This window comes from Streptomyces sp. NPDC027663 (assembly GCF_055566415.1).
This window is the reverse complement of record NZ_JBVHSK010000011.1, coordinates 129247-150518: the sequence shown is the minus strand read 5'-3', so window position 1 is coordinate 150518 and position 21272 is coordinate 129247. Positions and strand designations below refer to the sequence as shown.

The 21272-nt window shown below is 72.0% G+C and carries 21 protein-coding genes and 1 pseudogene; 12 read left to right on the top strand and 10 right to left on the bottom strand.

Annotated features, from left to right (window positions below):
• Positions 1-43: 43 nt before the first annotated feature.
• Entirely contained in the window at positions 44-634 is a 591-nt protein-coding gene (locus ACZ4SF_RS26725; protein ID WP_468388852.1) for a transglutaminase domain-containing protein, read from the top strand.
• 119 nt (positions 635-753) lie between these two features.
• Here the strand turns inward: ACZ4SF_RS26725 and ACZ4SF_RS26720 are convergent, their stop codons facing one another.
• On the bottom strand, positions 754-1482 hold the full coding sequence (locus tag ACZ4SF_RS26720) for a lysophospholipid acyltransferase family protein (protein ID WP_468388850.1): 729 nt from the start codon (positions 1480-1482) through the stop codon (positions 754-756).
• A gap of 250 nt (positions 1483-1732) precedes the next feature.
• Here ACZ4SF_RS26720 and ACZ4SF_RS26715 point away from each other — a divergent pair.
• The 5 genes and pseudogenes from ACZ4SF_RS26715 (at position 1733) to ACZ4SF_RS26695 (ending at position 4866) form a co-directional block, all read left to right on the top strand.
• Positions 1733-2129: pseudogene (locus ACZ4SF_RS26715) on the top strand (TlpA family protein disulfide reductase).
• Between the two features lie 83 nt (positions 2130-2212).
• Positions 2213-2293 (top strand): putative leader peptide, encoded by an 81-nt coding sequence (locus tag ACZ4SF_RS26710; RefSeq protein WP_399079228.1) that lies wholly within the window; start codon positions 2213-2215, stop codon positions 2291-2293.
• Positions 2294-2337: 44 nt separating this feature from the next.
• Complete coding sequence (locus tag ACZ4SF_RS26705) at positions 2338-2847, top strand: flavin reductase family protein (RefSeq protein ID WP_468388848.1); 510 nt, start codon at positions 2338-2340, stop codon at positions 2845-2847.
• A gap of 217 nt (positions 2848-3064) precedes the next feature.
• The gene (locus tag ACZ4SF_RS26700; RefSeq protein ID WP_468388846.1) at positions 3065-3850 is read left to right on the top strand and encodes an electron transfer flavoprotein subunit beta/FixA family protein; all 786 of its coding nucleotides are present in this window, start codon (positions 3065-3067) and stop codon (positions 3848-3850) included.
• A 53-nt stretch (positions 3851-3903) separates the two neighbouring features.
• Positions 3904-4866, top strand: a complete 963-nt coding sequence (locus ACZ4SF_RS26695; RefSeq protein ID WP_468388844.1) for an electron transfer flavoprotein subunit alpha/FixB family protein — start codon at positions 3904-3906, stop codon at positions 4864-4866.
• 58 nt (positions 4867-4924) lie between these two features.
• On the opposite strand, the gene ACZ4SF_RS26690 is transcribed toward ACZ4SF_RS26695, so the two are convergent.
• Positions 4925-5866, bottom strand: a complete 942-nt coding sequence (locus ACZ4SF_RS26690; RefSeq protein ID WP_468388842.1) for an endonuclease/exonuclease/phosphatase family protein — start codon at positions 5864-5866, stop codon at positions 4925-4927.
• 212 nt (positions 5867-6078) lie between these two features.
• Here ACZ4SF_RS26690 and ACZ4SF_RS26685 point away from each other — a divergent pair, with 212 nt between their 5' ends.
• Complete coding sequence (locus ACZ4SF_RS26685) at positions 6079-7377, top strand: DUF6986 family protein (protein ID WP_468388840.1); 1299 nt, start codon at positions 6079-6081, stop codon at positions 7375-7377.
• A gap of 132 nt (positions 7378-7509) precedes the next feature.
• On the opposite strand, the gene ACZ4SF_RS26680 is transcribed toward ACZ4SF_RS26685, so the two are convergent.
• A complete protein-coding gene (locus tag ACZ4SF_RS26680; protein ID WP_468389071.1) occupies positions 7510-8277 on the bottom strand; it encodes a hypothetical protein in 768 nt (255 codons plus the stop codon).
• Positions 8274-9323: a LacI family DNA-binding transcriptional regulator gene (locus ACZ4SF_RS26675; RefSeq protein WP_468388838.1), complete on the bottom strand. Its 1050-nt coding sequence runs from the start codon at positions 9321-9323 to the stop codon at positions 8274-8276. Before ACZ4SF_RS26675 ends, ACZ4SF_RS26680 begins: the two co-directional genes overlap by 4 nt.
• Before the next feature lie 211 nt (positions 9324-9534).
• Between ACZ4SF_RS26675 and ACZ4SF_RS26670 the strand changes: the two genes are divergently transcribed.
• Positions 9535-10482, top strand: a complete 948-nt coding sequence (locus ACZ4SF_RS26670; protein ID WP_468388836.1) for an ROK family protein — start codon at positions 9535-9537, stop codon at positions 10480-10482.
• Between the two features lie 177 nt (positions 10483-10659).
• Here ACZ4SF_RS26670 and ACZ4SF_RS26665 read toward each other — a convergent pair whose 3' ends face one another.
• The 3 genes from ACZ4SF_RS26665 to ACZ4SF_RS26655 all read right to left on the bottom strand — a co-directional run bounded on the left by ACZ4SF_RS26665 (position 10660) and on the right by ACZ4SF_RS26655 (position 14080).
• Positions 10660-12684 (bottom strand): NPCBM/NEW2 domain-containing protein, encoded by a 2025-nt coding sequence (locus tag ACZ4SF_RS26665; RefSeq protein WP_468388834.1) that lies wholly within the window; start codon positions 12682-12684, stop codon positions 10660-10662.
• Between the two features lie 218 nt (positions 12685-12902).
• Positions 12903-13712, bottom strand: coding sequence for a maleylpyruvate isomerase family mycothiol-dependent enzyme (locus ACZ4SF_RS26660; RefSeq protein WP_468388832.1), 810 nt, complete (start codon positions 13710-13712; stop codon positions 12903-12905).
• Positions 13709-14080 (bottom strand): hypothetical protein, encoded by a 372-nt coding sequence (locus ACZ4SF_RS26655; RefSeq protein WP_468388830.1) that lies wholly within the window; start codon positions 14078-14080, stop codon positions 13709-13711. Before ACZ4SF_RS26655 ends, ACZ4SF_RS26660 begins: the two co-directional genes overlap by 4 nt.
• Before the next feature lie 294 nt (positions 14081-14374).
• Between ACZ4SF_RS26655 and ACZ4SF_RS26650 the strand changes: the two genes are divergently transcribed.
• Together ACZ4SF_RS26650 and ACZ4SF_RS26645 are read left to right on the top strand one after the other, a co-directional pair.
• Positions 14375-14566 (top strand): hypothetical protein, encoded by a 192-nt coding sequence (locus ACZ4SF_RS26650; RefSeq protein ID WP_468388828.1) that lies wholly within the window; start codon positions 14375-14377, stop codon positions 14564-14566.
• 155 nt (positions 14567-14721) lie between these two features.
• Positions 14722-15765 carry an NUDIX hydrolase gene (locus ACZ4SF_RS26645; protein ID WP_468388826.1) on the top strand — a complete coding sequence of 348 codons (1044 nt, stop codon included), beginning with the start codon at positions 14722-14724 and terminating at the stop codon, positions 15763-15765.
• A 237-nt stretch (positions 15766-16002) separates the two neighbouring features.
• Here ACZ4SF_RS26645 and ACZ4SF_RS26640 read toward each other — a convergent pair whose 3' ends face one another.
• On the bottom strand, positions 16003-17358 hold the full coding sequence (locus tag ACZ4SF_RS26640; protein WP_468388824.1) for a M20/M25/M40 family metallo-hydrolase: 1356 nt from the start codon (positions 17356-17358) through the stop codon (positions 16003-16005).
• Between the two features lie 132 nt (positions 17359-17490).
• Between ACZ4SF_RS26640 and ACZ4SF_RS26635 the strand changes: the two genes are divergently transcribed.
• Complete coding sequence (locus tag ACZ4SF_RS26635) at positions 17491-18732, top strand: geranylgeranyl reductase family protein (protein ID WP_468388822.1); 1242 nt, start codon at positions 17491-17493, stop codon at positions 18730-18732.
• Here the strand turns inward: ACZ4SF_RS26635 and ACZ4SF_RS26630 are convergent.
• Positions 18722-19177: a nitroreductase family deazaflavin-dependent oxidoreductase gene (locus ACZ4SF_RS26630; protein WP_468388820.1), complete on the bottom strand. Its 456-nt coding sequence runs from the start codon at positions 19175-19177 to the stop codon at positions 18722-18724. The genes ACZ4SF_RS26635 and ACZ4SF_RS26630 overlap by 11 nt on opposite strands.
• Before the next feature lie 149 nt (positions 19178-19326).
• Between ACZ4SF_RS26630 and ACZ4SF_RS26625 the strand changes: the two genes are divergently transcribed.
• Positions 19327-20019 carry a TetR/AcrR family transcriptional regulator gene (locus ACZ4SF_RS26625; protein ID WP_468388819.1) on the top strand — a complete coding sequence of 231 codons (693 nt, stop codon included), beginning with the start codon at positions 19327-19329 and terminating at the stop codon, positions 20017-20019.
• Between the two features lie 33 nt (positions 20020-20052).
• On the opposite strand, the gene ACZ4SF_RS26620 is transcribed toward ACZ4SF_RS26625, so the two are convergent.
• Complete coding sequence (locus ACZ4SF_RS26620) at positions 20053-21093, bottom strand: medium chain dehydrogenase/reductase family protein (protein ID WP_468389069.1); 1041 nt, start codon at positions 21091-21093, stop codon at positions 20053-20055.
• Between the last annotated feature and the right edge of the window lie 179 nt (positions 21094-21272).

Sequence of the window (21272 nt, the reverse complement as noted above, 5' to 3'; positions counted from 1 at the left end):
AGTCATTGACTCTCGGGTGATCGCATTTCTATGCTCTGCGGGCATGGAGCCGATCCAGAACACTGCCGGCCTGTCCGCTTACCTGACCGCGGACGAGGTAATCGACCACCACCACCCGGTGGTGCGGGAGACGGCCGCGCGCCTGGCGGCGGATGCCGCCGACTCGTATGAGTATGCGCGCGCCGCCTACGAATTCGTACGGGACGCCATCCCGCACTCCCAGGACTCCGGCGACCTCAGGGTCACCTGGCGGGCCTCCGACGTGCTACGGCTGGGCACCGGCATCTGTCACGCAAAGGCGCATGCCCTCGCCGCCCTGCTGCGGGCCGAGGACATCCCGACCGCCCTGTGCTATCAGCGCCTCGCCGACGACGAGGGCGGTCACGCGGTCCACGGCCTGGTCGCCGTCCGCTTCGACGGTGCCTGGCACCGGCAGGACCCCCGCGGGAACAAACCGGGCGTCGACGCGCGGTTCTCCCTGGACGGCGAGCGGCTGGCCTGGATCCCGGACCCGGCGTCCGGAGAAGAGGACTACCCGATTCTGTACGCCGAACCGCATCCGGCCGTCCTCGCCGCCCTGCGCGCGGCTCCCGACCGGCCGCACCTGTGGAAGACGCTCCCGGTCGCGCTGTGAGACGAGCCGGACGGCTTTCGGTTCCTGGGCGCGGATCGGGGCAGGGGAGCCGGTGTCGATCGGCGAACACGAGCTGACGGGGGCGGTAACGCCCCGGTCAGCCCGCCCGGACCGCAGGCTCAGCGCACCTCGGCGGCCCGCAGCTGCTCCGCCGTGGGTGCCGTGCCGCCCAGGTGGGCCGGCAGCCACCAGGAGTCCTCGGGACCCTTGGGGCGGCCGGGGTAGGCGCGCTGGGCGGCTTCCAGGAGCTCCTGGACGCGTTCGCGCAGCCGCCGGGTGATGGCGCCCGCGTACTGCTCACGCGGGGCCTGCACCGGCTCGCCGACTCGGATGGTGACAGGCAGGTGGCTGCGCCTGAAGTTGCGCGGGTGGCCCTTCGTCCACAGCCGCTGGGTGCCCCACACCGCCATCGGCACGAGCGGGACACCCGCCTCCTGGGCCAGTCGGGCCGCGCCGGACTTGAAGCTCTTCAGCGTGAAGGACTGCGAGATCGTCGCCTCCGGGAACACCCCGATGACCTCGCCGGAGCGCAGCGAGTCCAGCGCGTGCTCGTAGGCCGCCTCACCCTGGTTGCGGTCCACCGGGATGTGCTTCATGCCGCGCATCAGCGGACCGGAGACCTTGTGCCGGAAGACCGACTCCTTCGCCATGAAGCGCACCAGGCGCTTCTGCGGGAGGGCGGCCAGGCCGTTGAAGACGAAGTCCAGGTAGCTGATGTGGTTGCTCACCAGCACGGCGCCGCCCGTGCGCGGGATGTTCTCCGACCCCTGACAGTCGATCTTCAGATCCCAGACCTTGAACAACGTCTTGGCGAAACCGACGACGGGACGGTAGACCAGCTCTGCCATGGGCGGGACAGACCCTTTCTGCTCTGCTCGGGGAAGGGGCTCCCGGCGGGGAAAGTTACGCAGCCGTAGGTTTACGGCGTCTCGCAGATCGTGCCCCAAGAACGGACGGTGAGCCAGCCCTGGTGCCCCGCGGCGGCGAGATCCTCGTCACGTCGGCCTACATCCGGCTCGAATCTGTGCCTCTCCCGACTCCGACGGGAATCTCCGAGGCGGGAATCTTCGCGGTCCCGGGAATGCTTGCCCTGATGTCCTGCTCGCGGCGGCGGGCGTCCATGAAGTCGTGAAGTGCCGCACGAAGCGGCGGAACGGAAGAGGTGCGGGTGCGCGGGCGCGACGACGGCAAGCGGCTCCGAGCGGCCGAACTCGGCGGCGAACTGGGGGAGCGGGCCACGCTCGTGCAGTTCTCCAGCGCCTTCTGTGCCCCTTGCCGGGCCACCCGGCGCGTGCTCGGCGAGGTCGCCGCCATGGTCCCGGGCGTGGCTCACCTCGAGATCGATGCCGAGGCCCACCTGGATCTCGTACGCGACCTGGAGATCCTGAAGACACCCACCGTCCTGGTCCTGGACGCCGGCGGCCGGGTGGTCAGACGCGCCGTCGGACAGCCCCGCACGGCGGACGTCATCGCGGCCCTGGGCGAGGCGGTGTGACTGGGTCTCAGGGCACGGTGAGACAGCTCCCAGATCCTGGAACCCACTTGACTGCGCGCACCACCTATCGTCAGCCTGACCTTATGCCGATCGAACTCCTTCTCCACGGGCGGGTCCACGTCGACCTGGCCCGCACCGCGAGCGCGTGCTGTCCCGGCTGCTGAGCAGCTCCGGAACCGCCCCTCATCCCTCGCAGAAGGACAACTCCATGACGGCCACGCCCTCCCTCGGCAACCCTCGGCTCGCCTCCCCCGATCTGCTGCGCTCCACCTTCCGCCGGCACGCCGCCGGTGTCGCGGTGATCACCGCGCGCGGCGCCCGCGGCCCGGTCGGCTTCACCGCCACCTCCCTGACCTCCGTCTCCGCCGACCCGCCCCTGGTGTCCTTCGGTATCGGCACCGGCGCCTCCAGCTGGCCCGCGATGGCCGAGGCCGACCATGTGGGCGTGCACCTGCTCGGCGAGCACCAGAGCGAGCTGGCCGCCACCTTCGCCCGCAGCGGAGCCGACCGCTTCGGCGCGCCCACCGCGTGGCGGGAGGGCCCGGAAGGCGTACCGGTGCTGGACGACGTGCTCGCCTGGCTGGTGTGCCGGATCGTGGGGCGCGTGCCGGCCGGTGATCACCGGATCGTGCTCGCCGAGGTCGTCGTCGGTGACCCTTCGGGCGACGGCCGTCCGCTCCTCTACCACCAGGGCCGCTTCAGCGGCCTGCGGGAATGATCACGTCTTCCGCCCCTGTGCAGCCGTCGGATTCCGGTTACGCTGCGTTGCGAAGGTCACAGTTCAAAGCGCTTGCTTAGCGGGCAGGAACTGGGTGTACTGACGAGTAATATTTCGGTCGGAGCGCGCCGACGCCCCGACCGGGATCGGCCGCTTGAGGCGCCTATGCTGCCTTTCAAGAGGCAGCCCGAAATGACGATGCAGTAGGAGAGCCGGCGTGAGCTTGAGGATCGTTGTCACTGTGAAGTACGTGCCCGACGCCACTGGCGACCGGCACTTCGCCGATGACCTGACCGTCGACCGTGACGACGTGGACGGTCTGCTCTCCGAGCTGGACGAGTACGCGGTCGAGCAGGCCCTCCAGATCGCCGAGGACGCGGACGACGCCGAGGTCACCGTCCTGACCGTCGGCCCCGAGGACGCCAAGGACGCGCTCCGCAAGGCGCTCTCGATGGGTGCCGACAAGGCCATCCACGTCGAGGACGACGACCTGCACGGCACCGACGCCATCGGCACCTCCCTGGTGCTGGCCAAGGCCATCGAGAAGGCCGGTTACGACCTGGTCATCTCCGGCATGGCCTCCACCGACGGCACCATGGGCGTCGTCCCCGCGCTGGTCGCCGAGCGTCTGGGTGTCCCGCAGGTCACCCTGCTCTCCGAGGTCTCCGTCGAGGACGGCACGGTCAAGGGCCGCCGCGACGGCGACGCCGCCTCGGAGCAGCTCGAGGCCGCGCTCCCGGCCGTCGTCTCCGTGACCGACCAGTCCGGCGAGGCCCGCTACCCGTCCTTCAAGGGCATCATGGCGGCCAAGAAGAAGCCGGTGGAGTCCTGGGACCTGTCCGACCTGGACATCGAGGCCGAAGAGGTCGGCCTGGACGGCGCGTTCACCAAGGTCGAGGCCGCGACCGAGCGTCCGGCCCGCACGGCCGGCACCATCGTCAAGGACGAGGGCGAGGGCGGCAAGCAGCTCGCTGAGTTCCTCGCGGGCCAGAAGTTCATCTAAGGGCCCGCGCCCGCTGACCGCCCCTCAACTTCGTTACGCAGGAGAGCAATCCCATGGCTGAAGTCCTCGTCTACGTCGACCACGTGGACGGCGCCGTCCGCAAGCCCACCCTGGAGCTGCTGACCCTGGCCCGCCGCATCGGCGAGCCCGTCGCCGTCGCCCTCGGCAACGGCGCCGCCGACACCGCCGCCACGCTCGCCGAGCACGGCGCGGTGAAGGTCCTCACCCACGACGCGTCCGAGTACGCCGAGTACCTGGTCGTCCCGAAGGTGGACGCCCTCCAGGCCGCCCACGAGGCCGTCTCCCCGGCCGCCGTGCTGGTCCCGTCCTCCGCCGAGGGCAAGGAGATCGCCGCCCGCCTGGCGCTGCGCATCGGCTCCGGCATCATCACCGACGCCGTCGACCTCGAGGCCGGCGACGAGGGTCCGGTGGCCACCCAGTCGGTGTTCGCCGCGTCCTTCACGACCAAGTCCCGCGTCATCAAGGGCACCCCGGTCATCACGGTCAAGCCGAACTCGGCCGCCGTCGAGGCCGCCCCGGCCGCCGGTGCGGTCGAGGCCCTGTCCGTCTCCTTCTCGGACAAGGCCACCGGCACCAAGATCACCGGCCGTACGCCGCGTGAGTCGACCGGCCGTCCGGAGCTGACCGAGGCCGCGATCGTGGTCTCCGGCGGCCGTGGTGTCAACGGTGCGGAGAACTTCTCGATCATCGAGGCGCTCGCCGACCAGCTCGGTGCGGCCGTCGGTGCCTCGCGTGCCGCCGTCGACGCCGGCTGGTACCCGCACACCAACCAGGTCGGCCAGACCGGCAAGTCGGTCTCGCCGCAGCTGTACATCGCCAACGGCATCTCCGGCGCGATCCAGCACCGCGCCGGTATGCAGACCTCGAAGACCATCGTGGCCGTCAACAAGGACGCCGAGGCCCCGATCTTCGAGCTGGTCGACTTCGGTGTGGTGGGCGACCTGTTCGACGTCGTGCCGCAGCTGACCGAGGAGATCAAGGTCCGCAAGGGCTGAGCCCAGCCCCAGGCGTGTCCGAGGCCCCGGTGACCGATGCGGTCACCGGGGCCTCGGCTCATCCCAGCGTCAGGGAAGCCTGCACGGGCAGGTGGTCGCTGGGGAACTGGCCGTCCACCGAGAAGGTGTTGATCGAGGCCCGGTGCACCGTGACCCCGGGGGTGGCGAGGATCCAGTCGATGCGGTCGCCGTCGGACGTCAGCGGCTGGTAGCCGTGGAAGGTCGCGTAGAGCTTGCTCCGCTCGGCCGCGGCCTCCCACGTGTCGACCAGACCGGCGCCCAGCATCGTGTCGTACACCGGCTTCTTGTGGGCGGCGACGTTGAAGTCGCCGGTGACGAGGAGCGGGAGCGAGCGGTCGAGGCCGGCGACGCCTCCCCGGGCTCCCGGCTCCGCCCGGGCGGGGGACACCACGTTCGCGATCAGCGCGGCGGCACGCGCGCGTGCCTTGCGGCTGCGATTGTCGAGGTGGGTGTTCAGGACGTAGAACTCCCGGCCGCCGTCCAGGTCCCGGAACCGGACCCAGGTCACCATCCGGATGGAGCCGCCGCCCCAGGTGTTGGACCCGATCACGTCCGGAGTGTCGGAGAGCCAGAAGTGGTCGTACTCCTGCGGGGCCAGTCGGCGGGTGTCGTAGAAGACGGCCATGAACTCGTCGCGGCTGCCGCCCGCACGGCCGGCGCCGATCCAGTCGTAGGGGGCGCCCAGAGCGGCCTCGATGTCGCGCAGTTGCTGGTAGAGGCCCTCCTGCGTGCCGATGACGTGCAGGCGCTCGTGGCGCAGCAGGGCACTCATCACGGGTCGGCGGGCGGCCCAGCTGTTGGGCTCGGCGGCGGAGGCGTAGCGGAGGTTGAACGACATGACCCGGAGCGGACCGCCGAAGTGCCCGCCCGCCGAGGCGGGGCCGGCGGACAGTGCTGTACTGGACAGGGGTACGGAGATCGTGGCGGCCAACGCGGTCTTCAGGCCCATACGGCGCGTGACTCGGCTGAGGATCGGCACGGGTGCTCCTTCTGCGAGGGCTTCCGGCGAGTCGTTGCTGAATGCGCTGTGCGGTAGGAGGGTGCTGCCTCAACGATCCCAGGTGGATGTGAACGGGCCGCGATGGCGGGGTGGAGCGCATGGAATGCGGTGTTGACCAGCGGGAAGGTTGGCAGATAACTTCGCTATACGGATTGTTGATTCCGTAGAGCGGAAAGCTTGGAGGGTGTGGGATGGGTCAGCAGGAGAAGGTGGCGACGAGCCTCGCGGGCGCCGTCAGCGAGGAGATCAGCGCCTCTCTCGTATCGGTCGACGCCGAGCTGGAGCGCCGCTACCCCGGCGACCCCGGCACCCGGCAGCCCGTCCACACCGTCTACGTCCCCGGTGACGCCTTCGCCGCCGACACCATCCGCAGCTGGGGCGACCAGGCCCTCGCCGCTCTCGACGCCCACGCCCCCGACGCCGCCTCCTTCGCGGCCGTCCTGGGCCTCTCCGACGAGCTGGCCGAGCCTGTCTACTCGCGCGTGCGCGCCAAGCTGGAGCGGGAGCCCATCGAGGATCTGCGGGTCGACTTCGAGGACGGCTACGGCCCCCGCCCCGACACCGAGGAGGACGCGACGGCGGCCCGCGCGGCCCGCCTGATCGCCGAGGCGTACGAGAACGGCACCGCGGCGCCGTACATGGGCATCCGCATGAAGTGCATGGAGGCCGCCGTACGCGACCGGGGCATCCGCACCCTCGACGTCTTCCTCACCGGCCTGGTCGAGGCCGGCGGCCTGCCCGAGGGGCTCGTGCTCACGCTGCCGAAGGTGACGTACCCCGAGCAGGTCGGCGCCTTCGTCCGGCTCCTGGAAGCCTTCGAGAAGGTGCACGGTCTGGAGGCCGGCCGGCTCGGCTTCGAGATCCAGATCGAGACCAGCCAGTCCATCCTCGCCACCGACGGCACCGCCGCCGTCGCCCGCATGATCCAGGCCGCCGAGGGCCGCGCCACCGGGCTGCACTACGGCACCTTCGACTACAGCGCCTGCCTCGGCGTCTCCGCCGCCTACCAGGCCAGCGACCACCCGGCCGCCGACCACGCCAAAGCGGTCATGCAGGTCGCCGCGGCGGGCACCGGCGTGCGGGTCTCGGACGGCTCCACGAACGTCCTGCCGGTCGGCCCCACCGAGAAGGTCCACGACGCCTGGCGCCTGCACTACGGCCTCACCCGCCGCGCCCTCGCCCGCGCCTACTACCAGGGCTGGGACATGCACCCCGGCCACATCCCCACCCGCTACGCGGCCGTCTTCGCCTTCTACCGCGAGGGCTTCGAGCAGGCCGCGGGCCGGCTCGCCCGGTACGCCAACCGGGCCGGCGGCGACGTCATGGACGAGCCCGCCACCGCCAAGGCCCTCAGCGGATACCTGCTGCGCGGCCTGGACTGCGGCGCCCTCGACATTGCCGAGGTGGCCCGCCTCAGCGGCCTGACCCGCGCCGATCTGGAGAGCTTCGCCGCGCCCCGCCGCGGCGACCTGACGGCCTCCGCGAAGTAGGCGACCCCGGCCCCGCCCCGTCCTCGGGACGCGCTCGCCGACAGGCGGCAGCGACACGGGAACGGGGCGGCGCCGCGCCGGGCCGGGTACGGGGGAGCGCGGTGGCCTGCGGGCCGGCGGGGCTGTCCGGCGTCACCCGTGGTCGCCGGCCTGCAGCCGGCCGTCGGCGTACGGCTCCAGACCCGACCTCGTCACCCACCGGTGCTCCACGAACAGTCGCGTGCCCTGCGCACACAGGCGGGCGTCGCCGCGTGCCCGGGCGCTGAAATCCTCGGGCGTCACCCCGAACAGCTGCCGCAACCGGGCCGATCCGACGAGGAGTTCGGTGAGGAGCGTGTGCTGGCCGGGATGGCTGCGCGGTGTACCGTCGCCGTTGCGCAGGACCCCGTGCCGGTTGACGTACGAGTACACCCCGGGCAGAACCTGTCCGTCCGGGAGTTCGACGCGTACGTCCGGTGCAGGCAGCCAGGCCCGCCGGAAGTTGCCTTCGGGCAGCGGTACGCCCTCGCTGGCGTCGATCACGTCCAGCTGCCGCGCATCGAGCCAGATGACGAACAGCTCCCGTAAGGCGCGAGGGGATCTGACGGGCGAGGCGGAGACATAGCCGAAGCGGCTCACATGCGCGGAGACGCCCACGTCGATGCCGGTCACCCGGCACCGCACCATCGGTACCGGGGCGTCGATGCCGAACTCGGTCATCTTGTGCCGCAGCTGGCCGGGGCAGGCGTTGGAGCCGATGGCCAGGACCGGCGCCCGGTCGTCGTACACCAGGCGCTCCAACGGCAGCATCCGGTCACCGTCCAGCAGTCCGGAGTCGGCGGGCCAGGCGCCGGGATACGTCAGCGGACGGTCGCGCGGCGCCACGGCGAGGCCCAGCTCCTCCAGCGTGGCCACGCTCAGTCCGCCGGAGGCAGCTCGCCCGAACCGCGGGTGATCAGCCGGGTCGGCAGCTCGATCCGCTCGGGCGCCATGAGCGTACCCTCCAGCTGACGGAAGAGGCGCTCGGCGGCGGTACGGCCGAGGGCGGCCGCGTCCTGGGCGACGACCGTGACGCCCGGCTGCAGCAGATCGGCCAGCTCGATGTCGTCGAAGCCGACGAGGGCGACCCGCCGGGACTGCTCGGCCAGGACCCGGATCACGGTGACCGTGACCCGGTTGTTGCCGGTGAAGACCGCGGTGACCGGGTCGGGCCCGGACAGCATCTCCTCGGCGGCCCGGCGCACCCGCTCGGGATTCGTCGCCCCGAGGGACATCCAGCGCTCCTCGACCGGTATCCCCGCGTCCTCCATGGCGGCCCGGTAGCCGCGCAGCCGCTCGGCGGCGGTGTGGATGCGGGGCATGTCGCCGATGAACCCGATCCGGCGGTGACCGTGCGCGATGAGGTGGGCGACACCGCTCCGGGCGCCGCCGTAGTTGTCGGACAGGACGACGTCGGCGTCGATCCGCCCCGCCGGGCGGTCCACGAACACCGTCGCCACGCCGGCCCTGATCTCCGGCTCCAGATAGCGGTGGTCGTCCCCGGCCGGGATCACCACCAGGCCGTCCACCCGGCGCGCGCACAGGGCCAGCGCCAGCTCCTGCTCGCGCTCCGGGTCCTCGGCGCTGGACCCGTTGATCAGCAGGGCGCCGTGGGCGCGGGCCACCTCCTCCACGGCACGGCTCAGCGGGCCGTAGAAGGGGTCCGCGAGGTCCTCCAGGACCAGGCCGATGCTGGCCGTACGGCCCTTGCGCAGCACCCGGGCGCTGTCGTTGCGGCGGAAGCCGAGCGCGTCGATGGCCTCCTGCACCCGGCGTTCGGTGTCGGGCGTGACTCCGGGCTCGCCGTTCACCACCCGGGAGACCGTCTTCAGTCCCACACCGGCGCGCGCCGCCACGTCCTTCATCGTCGGGCGGTTGCCGTACCGGTTCCCGGGGAGGCGGTCTGCGCGGCGGGTGGTCTCGGGCACGATGCGTCGGTCCTGTCTCTCGTACGTCTCTTTCCACGGGAGGCGGTGCGCGATCCGTGGGCTTGTATGAGGATGTGGCGTCGAGCATAGAGCCTGGACAACGTTGTCAGATGCGAGAGAGACTGTCCACCGCTGTCTCCGGCCTGCGCCCCCACCGCTTGACCGGCTGTCTTTCTTTGGTTTCAAGCTTCAACGGGGAGATCTGACTCTGATGCACACCGACCTCGTGGCGGCCCTGGACATCGGCGGCACCAAGATCGCCGGCGCGCTGGTGGACGGCGACGGACGGATACATGCCCGGGCCCAGCGGGCCACGCCCGCCCAGCAGGATGGCGAAACGGTCATGCGGGCGGTGGCGGAGGTGCTCGGCGACCTCGCCGGCTCGCCGCTGTGGGGACGCGCCGGCTCCATCGGTATCGGCAGCGCCGGCCCGGTGGACGCCTCGGCGGGCACCGTCAGTCCGGTGAACGTGCCGGGCTGGCGTGAGTTCCCGCTGGTCGAGCGGGTGCGCGCGGCCACCGGGGGCCTGGCGGTGGAGCTGATCGGCGACGGCGTCGCGATCACGGCGGCCGAACACTGGCAGGGTGCCGCCCGCGGCCACGACAACGCGCTGTGCATGGTCGTCTCGACCGGGGTGGGCGGCGGCCTGGTGCTGGGCGGCAGGCTCCACCCGGGTCCGACCGGCAACGCCGGGCACATCGGCCACATCAGTGTCGACCTGGACGGCGACCCGTGCCCGTGCGGCTCGCGCGGCTGCGTGGAGCGTATCGCCAGCGGCCCCAACATCGCCCGGCGCGCGCTGGAGCAGGGCTGGCGTCCCGGCCCCGACGGCGACACCTCTGCGGCCGCGGTGGCCGCCGCCGCCCGCGCGGGCGACCCGGTCGCGGTGGCCTCCTTCGAGCGGGCCGCGCAGGCGCTGGCCGCCGGTATCGCCGCCACCGCGACGCTGGTCGAGATCGACATCGCGGTCATCGGCGGGGGCGTCGGCAAGGCGGGCGACATCCTCCTCACGCCGCTGCGCAAGGCCCTCACCGACTACGCGACCCTCTCCTTCGTGCAGCGGCTCACCGTCGTGCCCGCGCAGACCGGCACCGACGCGGGGCTGGTCGGCGCCGCCGCGGCCGCGCTGGCCCGGAAGCCGGATCCGGCCGGCCTTTAGGCGTCGGCCGGCGTTCGGCGCGGCTGCGGCTGGACGGGTCGTGGCTGCGCCGGCTCGCAGGCCGGACCCGACCGCGGTGAGCTGTGGGTGTCGGCAGTGGTGGGCGCGGCTGCGGCTGGGCGGGTTCGCGGCTGTGTGGCTCGCAGGCCGGATCCGACTGCGGTGAGCCTGTGGAGATCAGCAGATCAGGCGGGCGTCCGCCCAGTCCGCGTGGTCGGAGTCGATGCCGTCCCCGCCGTCGGTGACGACGAGCCGGACCACCTGGGCGCCGGTGATGTCGGCGGTGACCGGCTGGGCGGGCCTGGCGTTGGTCAGGACGCCGGTGGCGGCGGCCCTGGTGCCGTCCGCCCAGATCTCGAAGGCGACGGTGCCCTTCGCCCCCTTCTCGTCGTCCACGCCGACCTCGGCGGTGACCTTCTCGCACGCCTTGCCGGTGTAGAAGGAGACGTCGCTGAGCGCGTGCACGCCGAGCCCCTTGCCGTACACCGTCCCGCCCATGGTGATCGGATGCCCGTCGCCCGCGGCACTTTCCCCGTTGCTGGTGTTGCGTTCCACCGGCCCCCAGCCGCTGGTCGCCGACAGCCAGGGCAGGTCGCCGAGGTACGAGGTGCCTGCGGGCGGTGGCACGACGACGGACGCGGTCAGCGGCAGCGTGCTGCTTACGCGTTGGCCGGAGGGCGAGCGGTAACGCGTCTGCAGCGTGAGGCCGTAGGAGCCGGCCGGCGTTCCGGCCGGCGCCGTCACGCGCCAGCCGGTGCGCAGGGACCTGCCGGTGGTGAGGGCGGCGGCCGTGGTCGCCGAGGCGGGCCGTACGGTCCAGCCGTCGGGGCCGGTCAGGGACACGGACACGCGGCGCGCAGGGGTGCGGCCGAGGTCGGTGACGGCGCTGGTGAGCGTGGCCGGGGTGCCCGCCTCGACCAGCGGGCTGCCGTCCAGGCCGAGGTCGACGGCGGGCGGGTGGGCGGCCCAGTCCGGGTCTGCCGCGACCCGCAGCAGGACCGTGCCGTGTGCGGGGACGGTGGCGGCGACGGTGCCGGCGGTGTTGAAGCCGCGGTGCTGCCACAGGTCTCGCAGGGTGTAGGCGTCGGCGTCGGGCAGGCCGATAGCGCTCGCGCTGGTGGCGATCCGCTGGGCGGTGCCGGATTCGTTGAAGAGGGCCACCGCGCGGCTGCCGTCCCTCAACTCCTTGGCGACGACCCAGCGTCCGCCCGCGGAGCCGACGACGGTGCCCTGCTTGCCGAGCGGGTCCTGGTCGACGGCGATGACCTCCTTGTTGCCCAGGATGTCGAAGGTCGCCGGAGTTGCCTTGCGCAGGTCGGTGCCGATGAGCAGCGGCGCGGCCATGACCGACCAGAGGGAGAAGTGCGAGCGGTACTCGGTGTCCGTCATGCCGCCGTTGCCGACCTCCAGCATGTCGGGGTCGTTCCAGTGACCGGGGCCGGCGTACGGCGCGAGCGGGAGGTTCTGCTTCAGGATCGACAGCATCGAACTCCAGCTGTCGCTGATGTCCCCGGTGGTCCGCCACAGGTGGCCGACGTCCGAGGCCCACTCCCAGGGCTTGTTCTCGCCCCATTCGCAGATGCTGTAGACGATGGGGCGCCCGGTCGCCTCGAGCGCCTCGCGCATGGTCCGGTAGCGCTGCCGGGCATCCACGCCCATGTTGTTGCAGTTGTCGTACTTCAGGTAGTCCACGCCCCAGTCGGCGAACTGCCGCGCGTCGCTGTACTCGTGGCCCAGCGCCCCCGGGAAGCCCGCGCTGTTGCAGGTCTTGATGCCGGCGCTGGTGTAGATGCCGAGCTTGAGCCCCTTGGCGTGGACATAGTCCGCGACCGCCTTGATCCCGCCCGGGAAGCGTGCGGGGTCGGGCACCAGCCTGCCGTTCGTGTCACGGTGCGGCAGAGCCCAGCAGTCGTCCAGGTTGACGTACTGGTAGCCCGCGTCCTTCAGGCCTTTCTCCACGAAGAGGTCCGCGATGCCCTTGACCATGGCCTCGTCGAACTCGGGGCGGCAGTGGGTGGAGTTCCAGTTGTTGAAGCCCATGGGCGGGGTCGGGGCGAGACCGTCGGCCAGGGACCGGGCCTGTGGCGTGGGCGGGGCGGCCAGAGCCGGAGCGGGAGCGGCGAGGGCTGCCGCGCACAGCAGTCCTGCGGCCAGCGCTCCGGCCACTCTCCGGCGGGTGGTGCGGGTGTGAGGGTGACGCATCGTTGACGTTCCTCCTACTCGCGAAAGGCGGGATGACGGCATGCGACGGCCCGGCCCGGCGCCAGGCGACATGTACGCGTCATCAGTGCGCGTTTACGGTAGGACGTGTCGGAGTCTGTTGGAAGAGGACCGACTTGCTGGGCGACAGCCCGTCAGAAACCCCGCCCACGCGGCAACTGGGCTACCGCCGCATACCGGAACGTTCGGAAGTGTTGGCTTCAGGAGCGGTCGTCACCGACGCGACCCCAGCCCGGCAGCGGCGGCTGAGGCCAGGCAGGCGGCAGCGGCAGCGGGCCGGCCGGGCCGCCGGTCACCGACCCGTCGAACGGCCGCCTGCCGCTGAGCCAGCCGAGCAGCTGGTGTCCGGTCCCCGCGACCGCGGGTCCGCCGGACGCCAGGGACCAGCGCAGGCCGAGATCCGTGGCGGCCACCGAGGCGAGCGGGAAGCCCTGGACGCGCAGGGTGGTGAGGGTGTCGTCCAGCGCCCAGGAGACGTACCGGTCCGGCCATTGGTCGGTGCCGTGGCCGGTGCCGAGGTCCAGGTGGTGTGTCTCCAGCTCCCGCAGGCAGCGCAGCAGCAGATGCCAGGCGGGGTGGCGCCAGCCGGCCAGCGCCGGGACGAGCCGGTCCCAGGCGTCGGGGGGCATCTCGCGCCCCTGAGCCGTGAACCGGTCGAGGCTCTCGCGCAACCGGCCCGCCAGCCGGTCCGCCGGGAGCGCGGAGTCCCGCCGTACCGCCGCGCCCAGCGCCGCCGCGTCCGCGCGTGGCCCCGGTTCGCGGCCGGTGTGCGCGAGCCGGAGCAGCCACACGTGGGCGTCGACGCTGTGCAGGACGTGGGCGAGCACATGGCCGCGCGTCCACGAGGGCAGTTCCGACCGGGCCCGCAGTTCGGCCTCGGTCAGCCCCGCCGCGCTGCGGACGAGCCGGTCGCCCGACCGTCCGACGTCCTTCAGCAGCTCTCCGGCAGGGCCGCCGGCCGTGCCGAATGCATGGGGGCCGGCCGCGCCGAGGGCATGGGGGCCGCTCACGGGCGCTCCTCGGCCGGCCGGAACTCGTGCACGACCTCGATGCGGCCGGCGATGTGGGCGTTGAACTCGTCCAGTTCCTCCGCCGGAACCCACAGCTCCAGGATCGTCTCGCCGCCGGCCTGGCGGACCGGATAGCGGGCGAGGAACTCGGTGTCGACCTCGAAGCGGGTCACGAAACCGGCGCCGTCGTGCTTGACGTTCCAGTCCCGGGCGATGCGGATCGCGTAGTCCTCGTTGAGCACGGGATAGAAGATCGGCTGCTCCGGCAGCCGCGGCGGCCAGGCACGCCGGTCCAGCTCCCGGACCAGCTCCAGCTCTGCGGGGCCCGTCGGGCGCCAGAGGGTGGTGGTGGAGCGGGGGCGGGGCATGACTGGACCTTCCTGGGCGGTCACGGCGGACGAGGCCCTGGACGATACCCGCGCCGTGATCACCCGGGCCAGGAGATTTCCCCGCCGTCGTGCGTCCTGGACGGGTGCGGCCCGGATGAGGCACGTCCGGGAGCGACGGTCCTGGACGGGTGGGGCCTGCATGAGGCACGTCCGGGAGCGATGGTCCAGGGCAGGTGCGTCCAGGACGACGCCCGTCCTGGAGCAACGGTCGGCGCAAGAACTCGACTGCGGCGATCCGCGTGACTCCGGGCCCGTCGCGCAGTTGTTCAGCGCATGAAGAAGCGCAGCATGCTCGCCATCGCCAGCCTCGCCACCGGATTCGTCGTGGCTGCCATCACCCCGTCCCCCGCGGCGGACGACGGCTCCACCGGTGACGTGAACGTCTCGGACACCCTGGACGGGGCGAAGAGCGTCGTCAGCCAGGACAGCCTCGCCCTCGACGGCGACGCCTTCGGACAGGAGTAGGCCCACCGCCGTACGGCGTGCGTGCCGGTGCCTCCGCCGCCGGAGGCACCGGCGCCCCTGTGTTGCGCATGGGCAGGCGCCCTCAACGGGACGGGGTTTCCGTGGCAGGGTGGAGCGGGCAAGCCTCAGGGGGCCAAACAGAAGAGGGGGAGTCCGTGACCGTCGTCTGGATCAACGGCGCGTTCGGTGCGGGGAAGACCACCACCGCACGGGAGCTGATCGAGCTGATCCCGAACAGCACGCTCTTCGACCCCGAGGTCATCGGCGGGGGGCTCACACACCTGCTGCCGGCCAAGTGCCTCGCCGAGGTCGGCGACTATCAGGATCTGCCGATCTGGCGCCGGCTGGTCATCGACACCGCCGCCGCGATGCTCGCCGAGCTGGGCGGCACTCTCGTGGTGCCCATGACGCTGCTCCGCCAAGAGTACCGGGACGAGATCTTCGGCGGCCTCGCGGCCCGCAGAATCCCGGTGCACCATCTGCTCCTCGCCCCGGCCGAAACGATCCTGCGCGAGCGGATAGCCGGGCGGCAGATCCCGCCCGAGCTGCCCGACGGCGAGCTGAGGACACGCCAGTGGGCCTACGACCACATCGAGCCCTACCGCACCGCCCTCTCCACCTGGCTCACCGCCGACGCCCACCTCCTGGACACCAGCGCCCTGACCCCTTACGAGACGGCCGTCCGCATCTCGGACGCCGTCGGCAGCGGTGCCGTGCCGGCCTGCGACATCGTGCAGACCCCCGAGCCGACCGCCGAGACCCTCGCCGCCGGAGTGCTCCTCTTCGACGAGCAGGACCGGGTGCTGCTCGTCGACCCGACCTACAAGCCCGGCTGGGAGTTCCCCGGCGGCGTGGTGGAGCGGGGCGAGGCCCCGGCCCGCGCCGGGATGCGCGAGGTCGCCGAGGAGACCGGGATACGGCTGCGGGACGTGCCCAGGCTGCTCGTCGTGGACTGGGAGCGGCCCGCGCCGCCCGGCTACGGCGGGCTGCGGCTGCTCTTCGACGGCGGCCGGCTGGAGTCGGGCGAGGCGTCCCGGGTGCTGCTGCCCGGCCCGGAGCTGCGCGCCTGGCGGTTCGCCACCGAGCAGGAGGCCGCCGGGATGCTGCCGCCCGTCCGCTACGAGCGGCTGCGCTGGGCGCTACGCGCGCGCGAGCGGGGCGCCGCCCTTTACCTGGAGGCCGGGGTGCCGGTCGGCTGAACCGTCCCCGGGGTGCCCGGCGAACCGGCGACAGCGGCCGCGAACCCTCCGACGGTGTGCGAACCCTCCGACGGTATGCGCATCCTTCGACGGCGCGCGCACCCTCCGACTGCGCACCCTTCGACGGCGCGCGCATCCTTCGACGGTACGCGCACCGACCCACGATGACGTCCATGCCCCGACCGTAGGAAGGACCCCCGCCGGGGAGCGGGGGTCCTCTGCCGTGGGCAGAAGGGGTCAGCCCGCCGCGTAGTTGCGCAGGAACAGCGCCTCGGCGACGGACAGCCGCTCCAGCTCCTCGGGGGACACGCTCTCGTCGACGGCGTGGATCTGCGCCTCCGGCTCGCTGAGCCCGATGAGGAGGATCTCCGCCTGCGGGTACAGACCGGCGAGGGTGTTGCACAGCGGGATGGAGCCGCCCTGGCCGGCGTACTGCATCGTCTCGCCCGGGTAGGCCACCGCCATCGCGTCGGCCATCGCTGCGTAGGCGGGGCTGGAGGGGTCGGCGCGGAACGGCTGGCCCTGGCCGATCTGCTCGGTGGTGACCCGTGCGCCCCACGGGGTGTGCGCCTCGATGTGGGCCTGGAGCAGCTTGGTGGCCTCCGCCGCGTTGACGCCCGGCGGCACCCGCAGGCTGATCAGGGCACGGGCGCCCGACTGCACGGAGGGGGTGGCGCCCACGACCGGCGGGCAGTCGATGCCGAGGACGGTGACGGCGGGACGGGCCCAGATGCGGTCGGCGACCGAGCCGTCACCGATCAGCCCGACGCCGTCCAGCACCTTGGCGTCCGTGCGGAACTGCTGCTCGGTGTACTCCAGACCGGCCCACTGCGCCGTGGAGTCCAGCCCGTCGACCGTCGTCGAACCGTCCTCGGCGCGCAGCGAGTCCAGGACCCGGATCAGCGCGGCCAGCGCGTCCGGGGCGGCACCGCCGAACTGGCCCGAGTGCAGGTTGCCGTCCAGAGTGTCGATCTGCACCCGGACCAGGGTCATGCCGCGCAGGGTGGTCGTCACCGTCGGCAGGCCGACCCGGAAGTTGCCCGCGTCACCGATGACGATCGTGTCCGCCGCCAGCAGTTCGGGGTGCAGCTCGGCATACCGCTCCAGGCCACCCGTGCCCTGCTCCTCCGAGCCCTCCACGATCACCTTGACGTTCACCGGCACGCCGCCGTTCGCCTTGAGGGCACGCAGCGCGAGCAGGTGCATGAGGAAGCCGCCCTTGCAGTCGGCGGTGCCGCGGCCGTACCAGCGGCCGTCGCGCTCGGTCAGCTCGAACGGCGGAGTGGTCCAGCCGGCCTCGTCCAGCGGCGGCTGGACGTCGTAGTGCGCATAGAGAAGAACCGTTTTGGCACCCTCCGGGCCCGGCAGGTGGCCGTAGACGGACTGCGTGCCGTCCGGCGTGTCCAGCAGTGCCACGTCGACGAAGCCCTCGGCGCTCAGCGCGTCGGCGATCCAGCGCGCGGCGCCCTCGCTCTCGCTCCTCGGGAACTGCGCGAAGTCCGCCACCGACTTGAAGGCGACCAGCTCGGCCAGCTCCGTCTTCGCCCGGGGCAGCAGCGAGGCCACGGTCTCGGCGACCGGATTCGACGACATGGGCACGCTCCTCGTGGGTGCGACGTTGTACGGGGTGAGTACAGCGATCCTCCCACAGCGGCCTGCGCGGACGGCGACCGTAGGATGCGGGGGGACACTTCGGCAGCGGTTTCATCGGAGCGGCAGACCATCGTGAGCAGCGAGAACTCTTCGGCGGACGACGTGCAGCAGGTGTGGGACGTCGTCGTGGTGGGCGCGGGACCCGCGGGGGCCTCGGCCGCCTACGCGGCGGCGGTCGCGGGGCGGCGCGTCCTGTTGCTGGAGAAAGCCGAGCTGCCCCGGTACAAGACGTGCGGCGGCGGCATCATCGGGCCCTCGCGCGATGCGCTGCCGCCCGGTTTCGAGCTCCCCTTCCGGGACCGGGTGCACGCGGTCACGTTCTCGAACAACGGCCGCTTCACGCGTACCCGCCGTTCCAGGCAGATGCTGTTCGGGCTGATCAACCGGCCCGAGTTCGACCAGCAGCTGGTCGAGCACGCGCAGAAGGCGGGCGCCGAGCTGCGGACGGGTGTCACGGTGCAGCGCGTCGAGCAGCACGGCTCCGCGGTTCCGGACCGGCGCACGGTCGCCGTGATACTCCAGGGCGGCGAGACGGTGCTGGCCCGCGCGGTCGTCGGCGCCGACGGCAGCGCCAGTCGCATAGGAGCCCACGTCGGAGTGAAGCTCGACCAGGTCGACCTCGGCCTGGAGGCGGAGATCCCGGTGCCGGAGACGGTCGCCGAGGACTGGCAGGGCCGCGTTCTCATCGACTGGGGCCCGATGCCGGGCAGTTACGGCTGGGTGTTCCCGAAGGGCGACACGCTGACCGTCGGAGTCATCTCCGCGCGCGGTGAAGGTGCCGCCACCAAGCGGTACTTGGAGGACTTCATCGCCCGGCTCGGCCTGGCCGGGTTCGAGCCGGCCGTCTCCTCCGGGCACCTCACCCGCTGCCGTGCCGACGACTCGCCGCTCTCCCGCGGCCGGGTGCTGGTCTGCGGTGACGCGGCGGGCCTGCTGGAGCCGTGGACCCGTGAGGGAATCTCCTTCGCGCTGCGCTCGGGCCGGCTGGCGGGGGAGTGGGCGGTGCGGATCGCCGAGGCGAACGACGCCGTCGACACCCGTCGCCAGGCCCTGAACTACGCCTTCGCGATCAAGGCGGGGCTCGGTGTCGAGATGAGTGTCGGCAAGCGGATGCTGGCCGTGTTCGAGAAGCGTCCCGGCCTCTTCCACGCGGCCCTCACCGGCTTCCGTCCGGCGTGGCGGGCGTTCAAGGAGATCACCCAGGGCTCCACGTCGCTGGGTGAGATGGTGCGCGCCCACCCGCTCGCCCAGCGCGCCCTGACCGCACTGGACCGGGGGCCCGCCGCCCCCGCGGAGGAACCCGTCAGCTCGTGACGACGATGCGGAAGACCGGGTGGTCGCAGGCGCAGGCGATGATCTCTTCGTCCGAGGACTTGGCGGTCACCCCGTTGAAGTACTGGTTGACCTCCCAGCCCCACTTCTCCAGATAGGTCCGCAGGACGGGCAGCTTCTCGGCGTCGGGAAGCTCCACCGCCGTGAAGGCGCGCACTGTGCGGCCGACGCGCAGTTCGCCGCCGCCGGCCGCACGCATGTTCCGCACCCACTGCGAGTGACCGCGCGCCGAGACCAGGTACTGGCCGCCCTCGTAGGCGTGCGGGTTGACCGGGATGCGCTGCATCCTGCCGCTCTTGCGGCCGCGCACCGACATCTCGGCGGTGCCCGCGAGGCTGAGCCCGTGCCGCGCGAGCCAGCCGATCACCCTGTTCAGGCGGACGGTGAGCGGGCTGCCCTTGAGGTAGTACGGCGAGGTCGCGGTCATGATGACTCCCACGGCGAGTTGGGGAGAGCGGTGCTCTCGGTCGACCCCAGTCTGGAGTAGACGGGTGCTCCATAGCAAGAGCAGTGCTCTCTTATTTGTTCGACGCTCTCCTTTGTGTGCACCGCTCTTGCTCGTGGCACACTGCTGGCATGAGCACCGCACGGGGCGCCCGCGCACGGGCCAGGCAGGAAATCACCGCAGCGATCAAGGAAGCGGCGCGCAGACAACTGATGGCGGAGGGTGCGGCCAGGCTGTCGCTGCGGGCCGTCGCCCGCGAGCTGGGCATGGTGTCGTCGGCCCTGTACCGCTACTTCCCCAGCCGCGACGACCTGCTGACCGACCTGATCATCGATGCCTACGACTCCCTCGGCGAGGCCGCGGAACGGGCCCGGGACGCCGCATCCGACGCCCCGCCGGTGGCCCGCTGGACGGCTGTCTGTGAGGCGGCCCGCGCCTGGGCCCTCACTCATCCGCACGAGTACGCGCTGATCTACGGCTCGCCCGTGCCCGGGTACGCCGCCCCCGACACCACCGTCCGGGCCGCCTCCCGGGTCGGCCTCGCCCTCATCGGCATCGTCCGGGACGCGCACCAGGGGCAGGGCCTCGTCCTCCCGTCGCTCCCCGACGGCCTGCGGCCCGAGGCCGAGCGGATGGCCGCCGACCTCGCTCCCGATCTGCCGCCGGAGGTCGCCGCGGCCATGGTGGCGGCATGGGCCCAGCTGTTCGGGCTGATCGGGTTCGAGCTGTTCGGGCAGTTCAACCGGGTGGTCGAGGACCGCGAGACGTTCTTCCGGCATGCGGCCGCCCGGCTCGCCCAGGACGTGGGACTCGTCCGCCCCTGACGGCCGGAGGCCGGGCCCGGCTGCCGGCCACACCTATGCCCCGGGAATCAGGACGACCTTTCCGGCCGCCGTGCCGGACTCGGCCAGCCGCATCGCCTCCGCGACCTCGGTGAGCGGCAGCCGGGCCGCGATCCGTGCGGTCAGGTCGCCGCGTTCCAGGGCCTGGAACACCTGGGTGAGGTCGGCGCGCAGCCGGGCCCGGAAGCGGTCCTTGCTCAGGGCGCGCCCCGCCCAGACGTTGTAGAAGTACGCGCGGCGGCCGTTGGGCAGCGCGTTCCACCACCACACCCGGCCGAGGATCTTCAGGACGGGCCACTGCTTGGAGCCGGAGTCGTCCCGTGTGGTGGCGCTGCCGTAGGAGACGAGGGTCCCGCCGGGGGCGAGCAGCCGCCAGGAGTCGGTGACGCTGCGCCCGCCCAGGTGGTCGAAGACGGCGTCGACCCCGCCGGGGGCGAGTTCACGGACTCGCGCCGGGACATTCTCGGTGCGGTAGTCGACCGGGGTGACGCCCAGGTCGCGCAGGGCCCCGTGATGACGTGCGGACGCAGTGCCGATCACCTTCAGACCCGCCGCACGCGCCAGCTGGACCAGGACTGTGCCCACCCCGCCGTTGGCGCCGTGGACCAGGACCGTGCCGCCGCTGCGCACCCGCGCCTTGCGGTGCAGCATCTGCCATGCGGTGATCCCGTTGACCACCAGCGTCTCGGCCTCGGCCGCGCCGATCCCCGCCGGGACCTCCACCGCGTCGGCCGCGTCGAGCACCACGTGGCTGGCCCAGCCGCCGGTCTTGACCAGCGCCGCCACCCGCTTGCCGACGAGGCGCGGCGTGACGCCGGTGCCGGTCGTGAGCACCGTGCCGACCAGGTCGTAGCCGGGCACGAACGGGAACGGCGGCTGGTCGTAGTAGCGGCCCCGGCGCATCTGCTGCTCGGCGAAGGACACCCCGGTGGCCTCCACCCGCACCACGATCTGTCCGGCGTGGGGTCGCGGGACGGGCCGGCGCCGCAACTGCAGCCCGTCCGGCTCGACCGTGCCCGGCAGGACGACCTCGACGAGTTCCGTGCTTTCCACCATGACGACCTCCAGGGCGAAGAGAAGGACTGCCAGCGGCAAGCTGCTAGAGCAACTCGCTGGCGTTAGAAGCTATAACTAAAGTGATGCTTCACTTCTTCCATGTCAAGCTCTCACCCCGATCTCTTGTTATGGCCTCTCTCAGCAGTGATAGGTTGAAACCCGACCCACGAGGAGCGTGA

Coding starts and splice junctions, on each gene's coding strand:
- ACZ4SF_RS26725 (WP_468388852.1), top strand. CDS start 44: ATGGAGCCGATCCAGAACACTGCCGGCCTGTCCGCTTACCTGACCGCG.
- ACZ4SF_RS26720 (WP_468388850.1), bottom strand. CDS start 1,482: ATGGCAGAGCTGGTCTACCGTCCCGTCGTCGGTTTCGCCAAGACGTTG.
- ACZ4SF_RS26710 (WP_399079228.1), top strand. CDS start 2,213: ATGCCGATCGAACTCCTTCTCCACGGGCGGGTCCACGTCGACCTGGCC.
- ACZ4SF_RS26705 (WP_468388848.1), top strand. CDS start 2,338: ATGACGGCCACGCCCTCCCTCGGCAACCCTCGGCTCGCCTCCCCCGAT.
- ACZ4SF_RS26695 (WP_468388844.1), top strand. CDS start 3,904: ATGGCTGAAGTCCTCGTCTACGTCGACCACGTGGACGGCGCCGTCCGC.
- ACZ4SF_RS26685 (WP_468388840.1), top strand. CDS start 6,079: ATGGGTCAGCAGGAGAAGGTGGCGACGAGCCTCGCGGGCGCCGTCAGC.
- ACZ4SF_RS26670 (WP_468388836.1), top strand. CDS start 9,535: ATGCACACCGACCTCGTGGCGGCCCTGGACATCGGCGGCACCAAGATC.
- ACZ4SF_RS26665 (WP_468388834.1), bottom strand. CDS start 12,684: ATGCGTCACCCTCACACCCGCACCACCCGCCGGAGAGTGGCCGGAGCG.
- ACZ4SF_RS26655 (WP_468388830.1), bottom strand. CDS start 14,080: ATGCCCCGCCCCCGCTCCACCACCACCCTCTGGCGCCCGACGGGCCCC.
- ACZ4SF_RS26650 (WP_468388828.1), top strand. CDS start 14,375: ATGAAGAAGCGCAGCATGCTCGCCATCGCCAGCCTCGCCACCGGATTC.
- ACZ4SF_RS26640 (WP_468388824.1), bottom strand. CDS start 17,358: ATGTCGTCGAATCCGGTCGCCGAGACCGTGGCCTCGCTGCTGCCCCGG.
- ACZ4SF_RS26630 (WP_468388820.1), bottom strand. CDS start 19,177: ATGACCGCGACCTCGCCGTACTACCTCAAGGGCAGCCCGCTCACCGTC.
- ACZ4SF_RS26625 (WP_468388819.1), top strand. CDS start 19,327: ATGAGCACCGCACGGGGCGCCCGCGCACGGGCCAGGCAGGAAATCACC.
- ACZ4SF_RS26620 (WP_468389069.1), bottom strand. CDS start 21,093: ATGGTGGAAAGCACGGAACTCGTCGAGGTCGTCCTGCCGGGCACGGTC.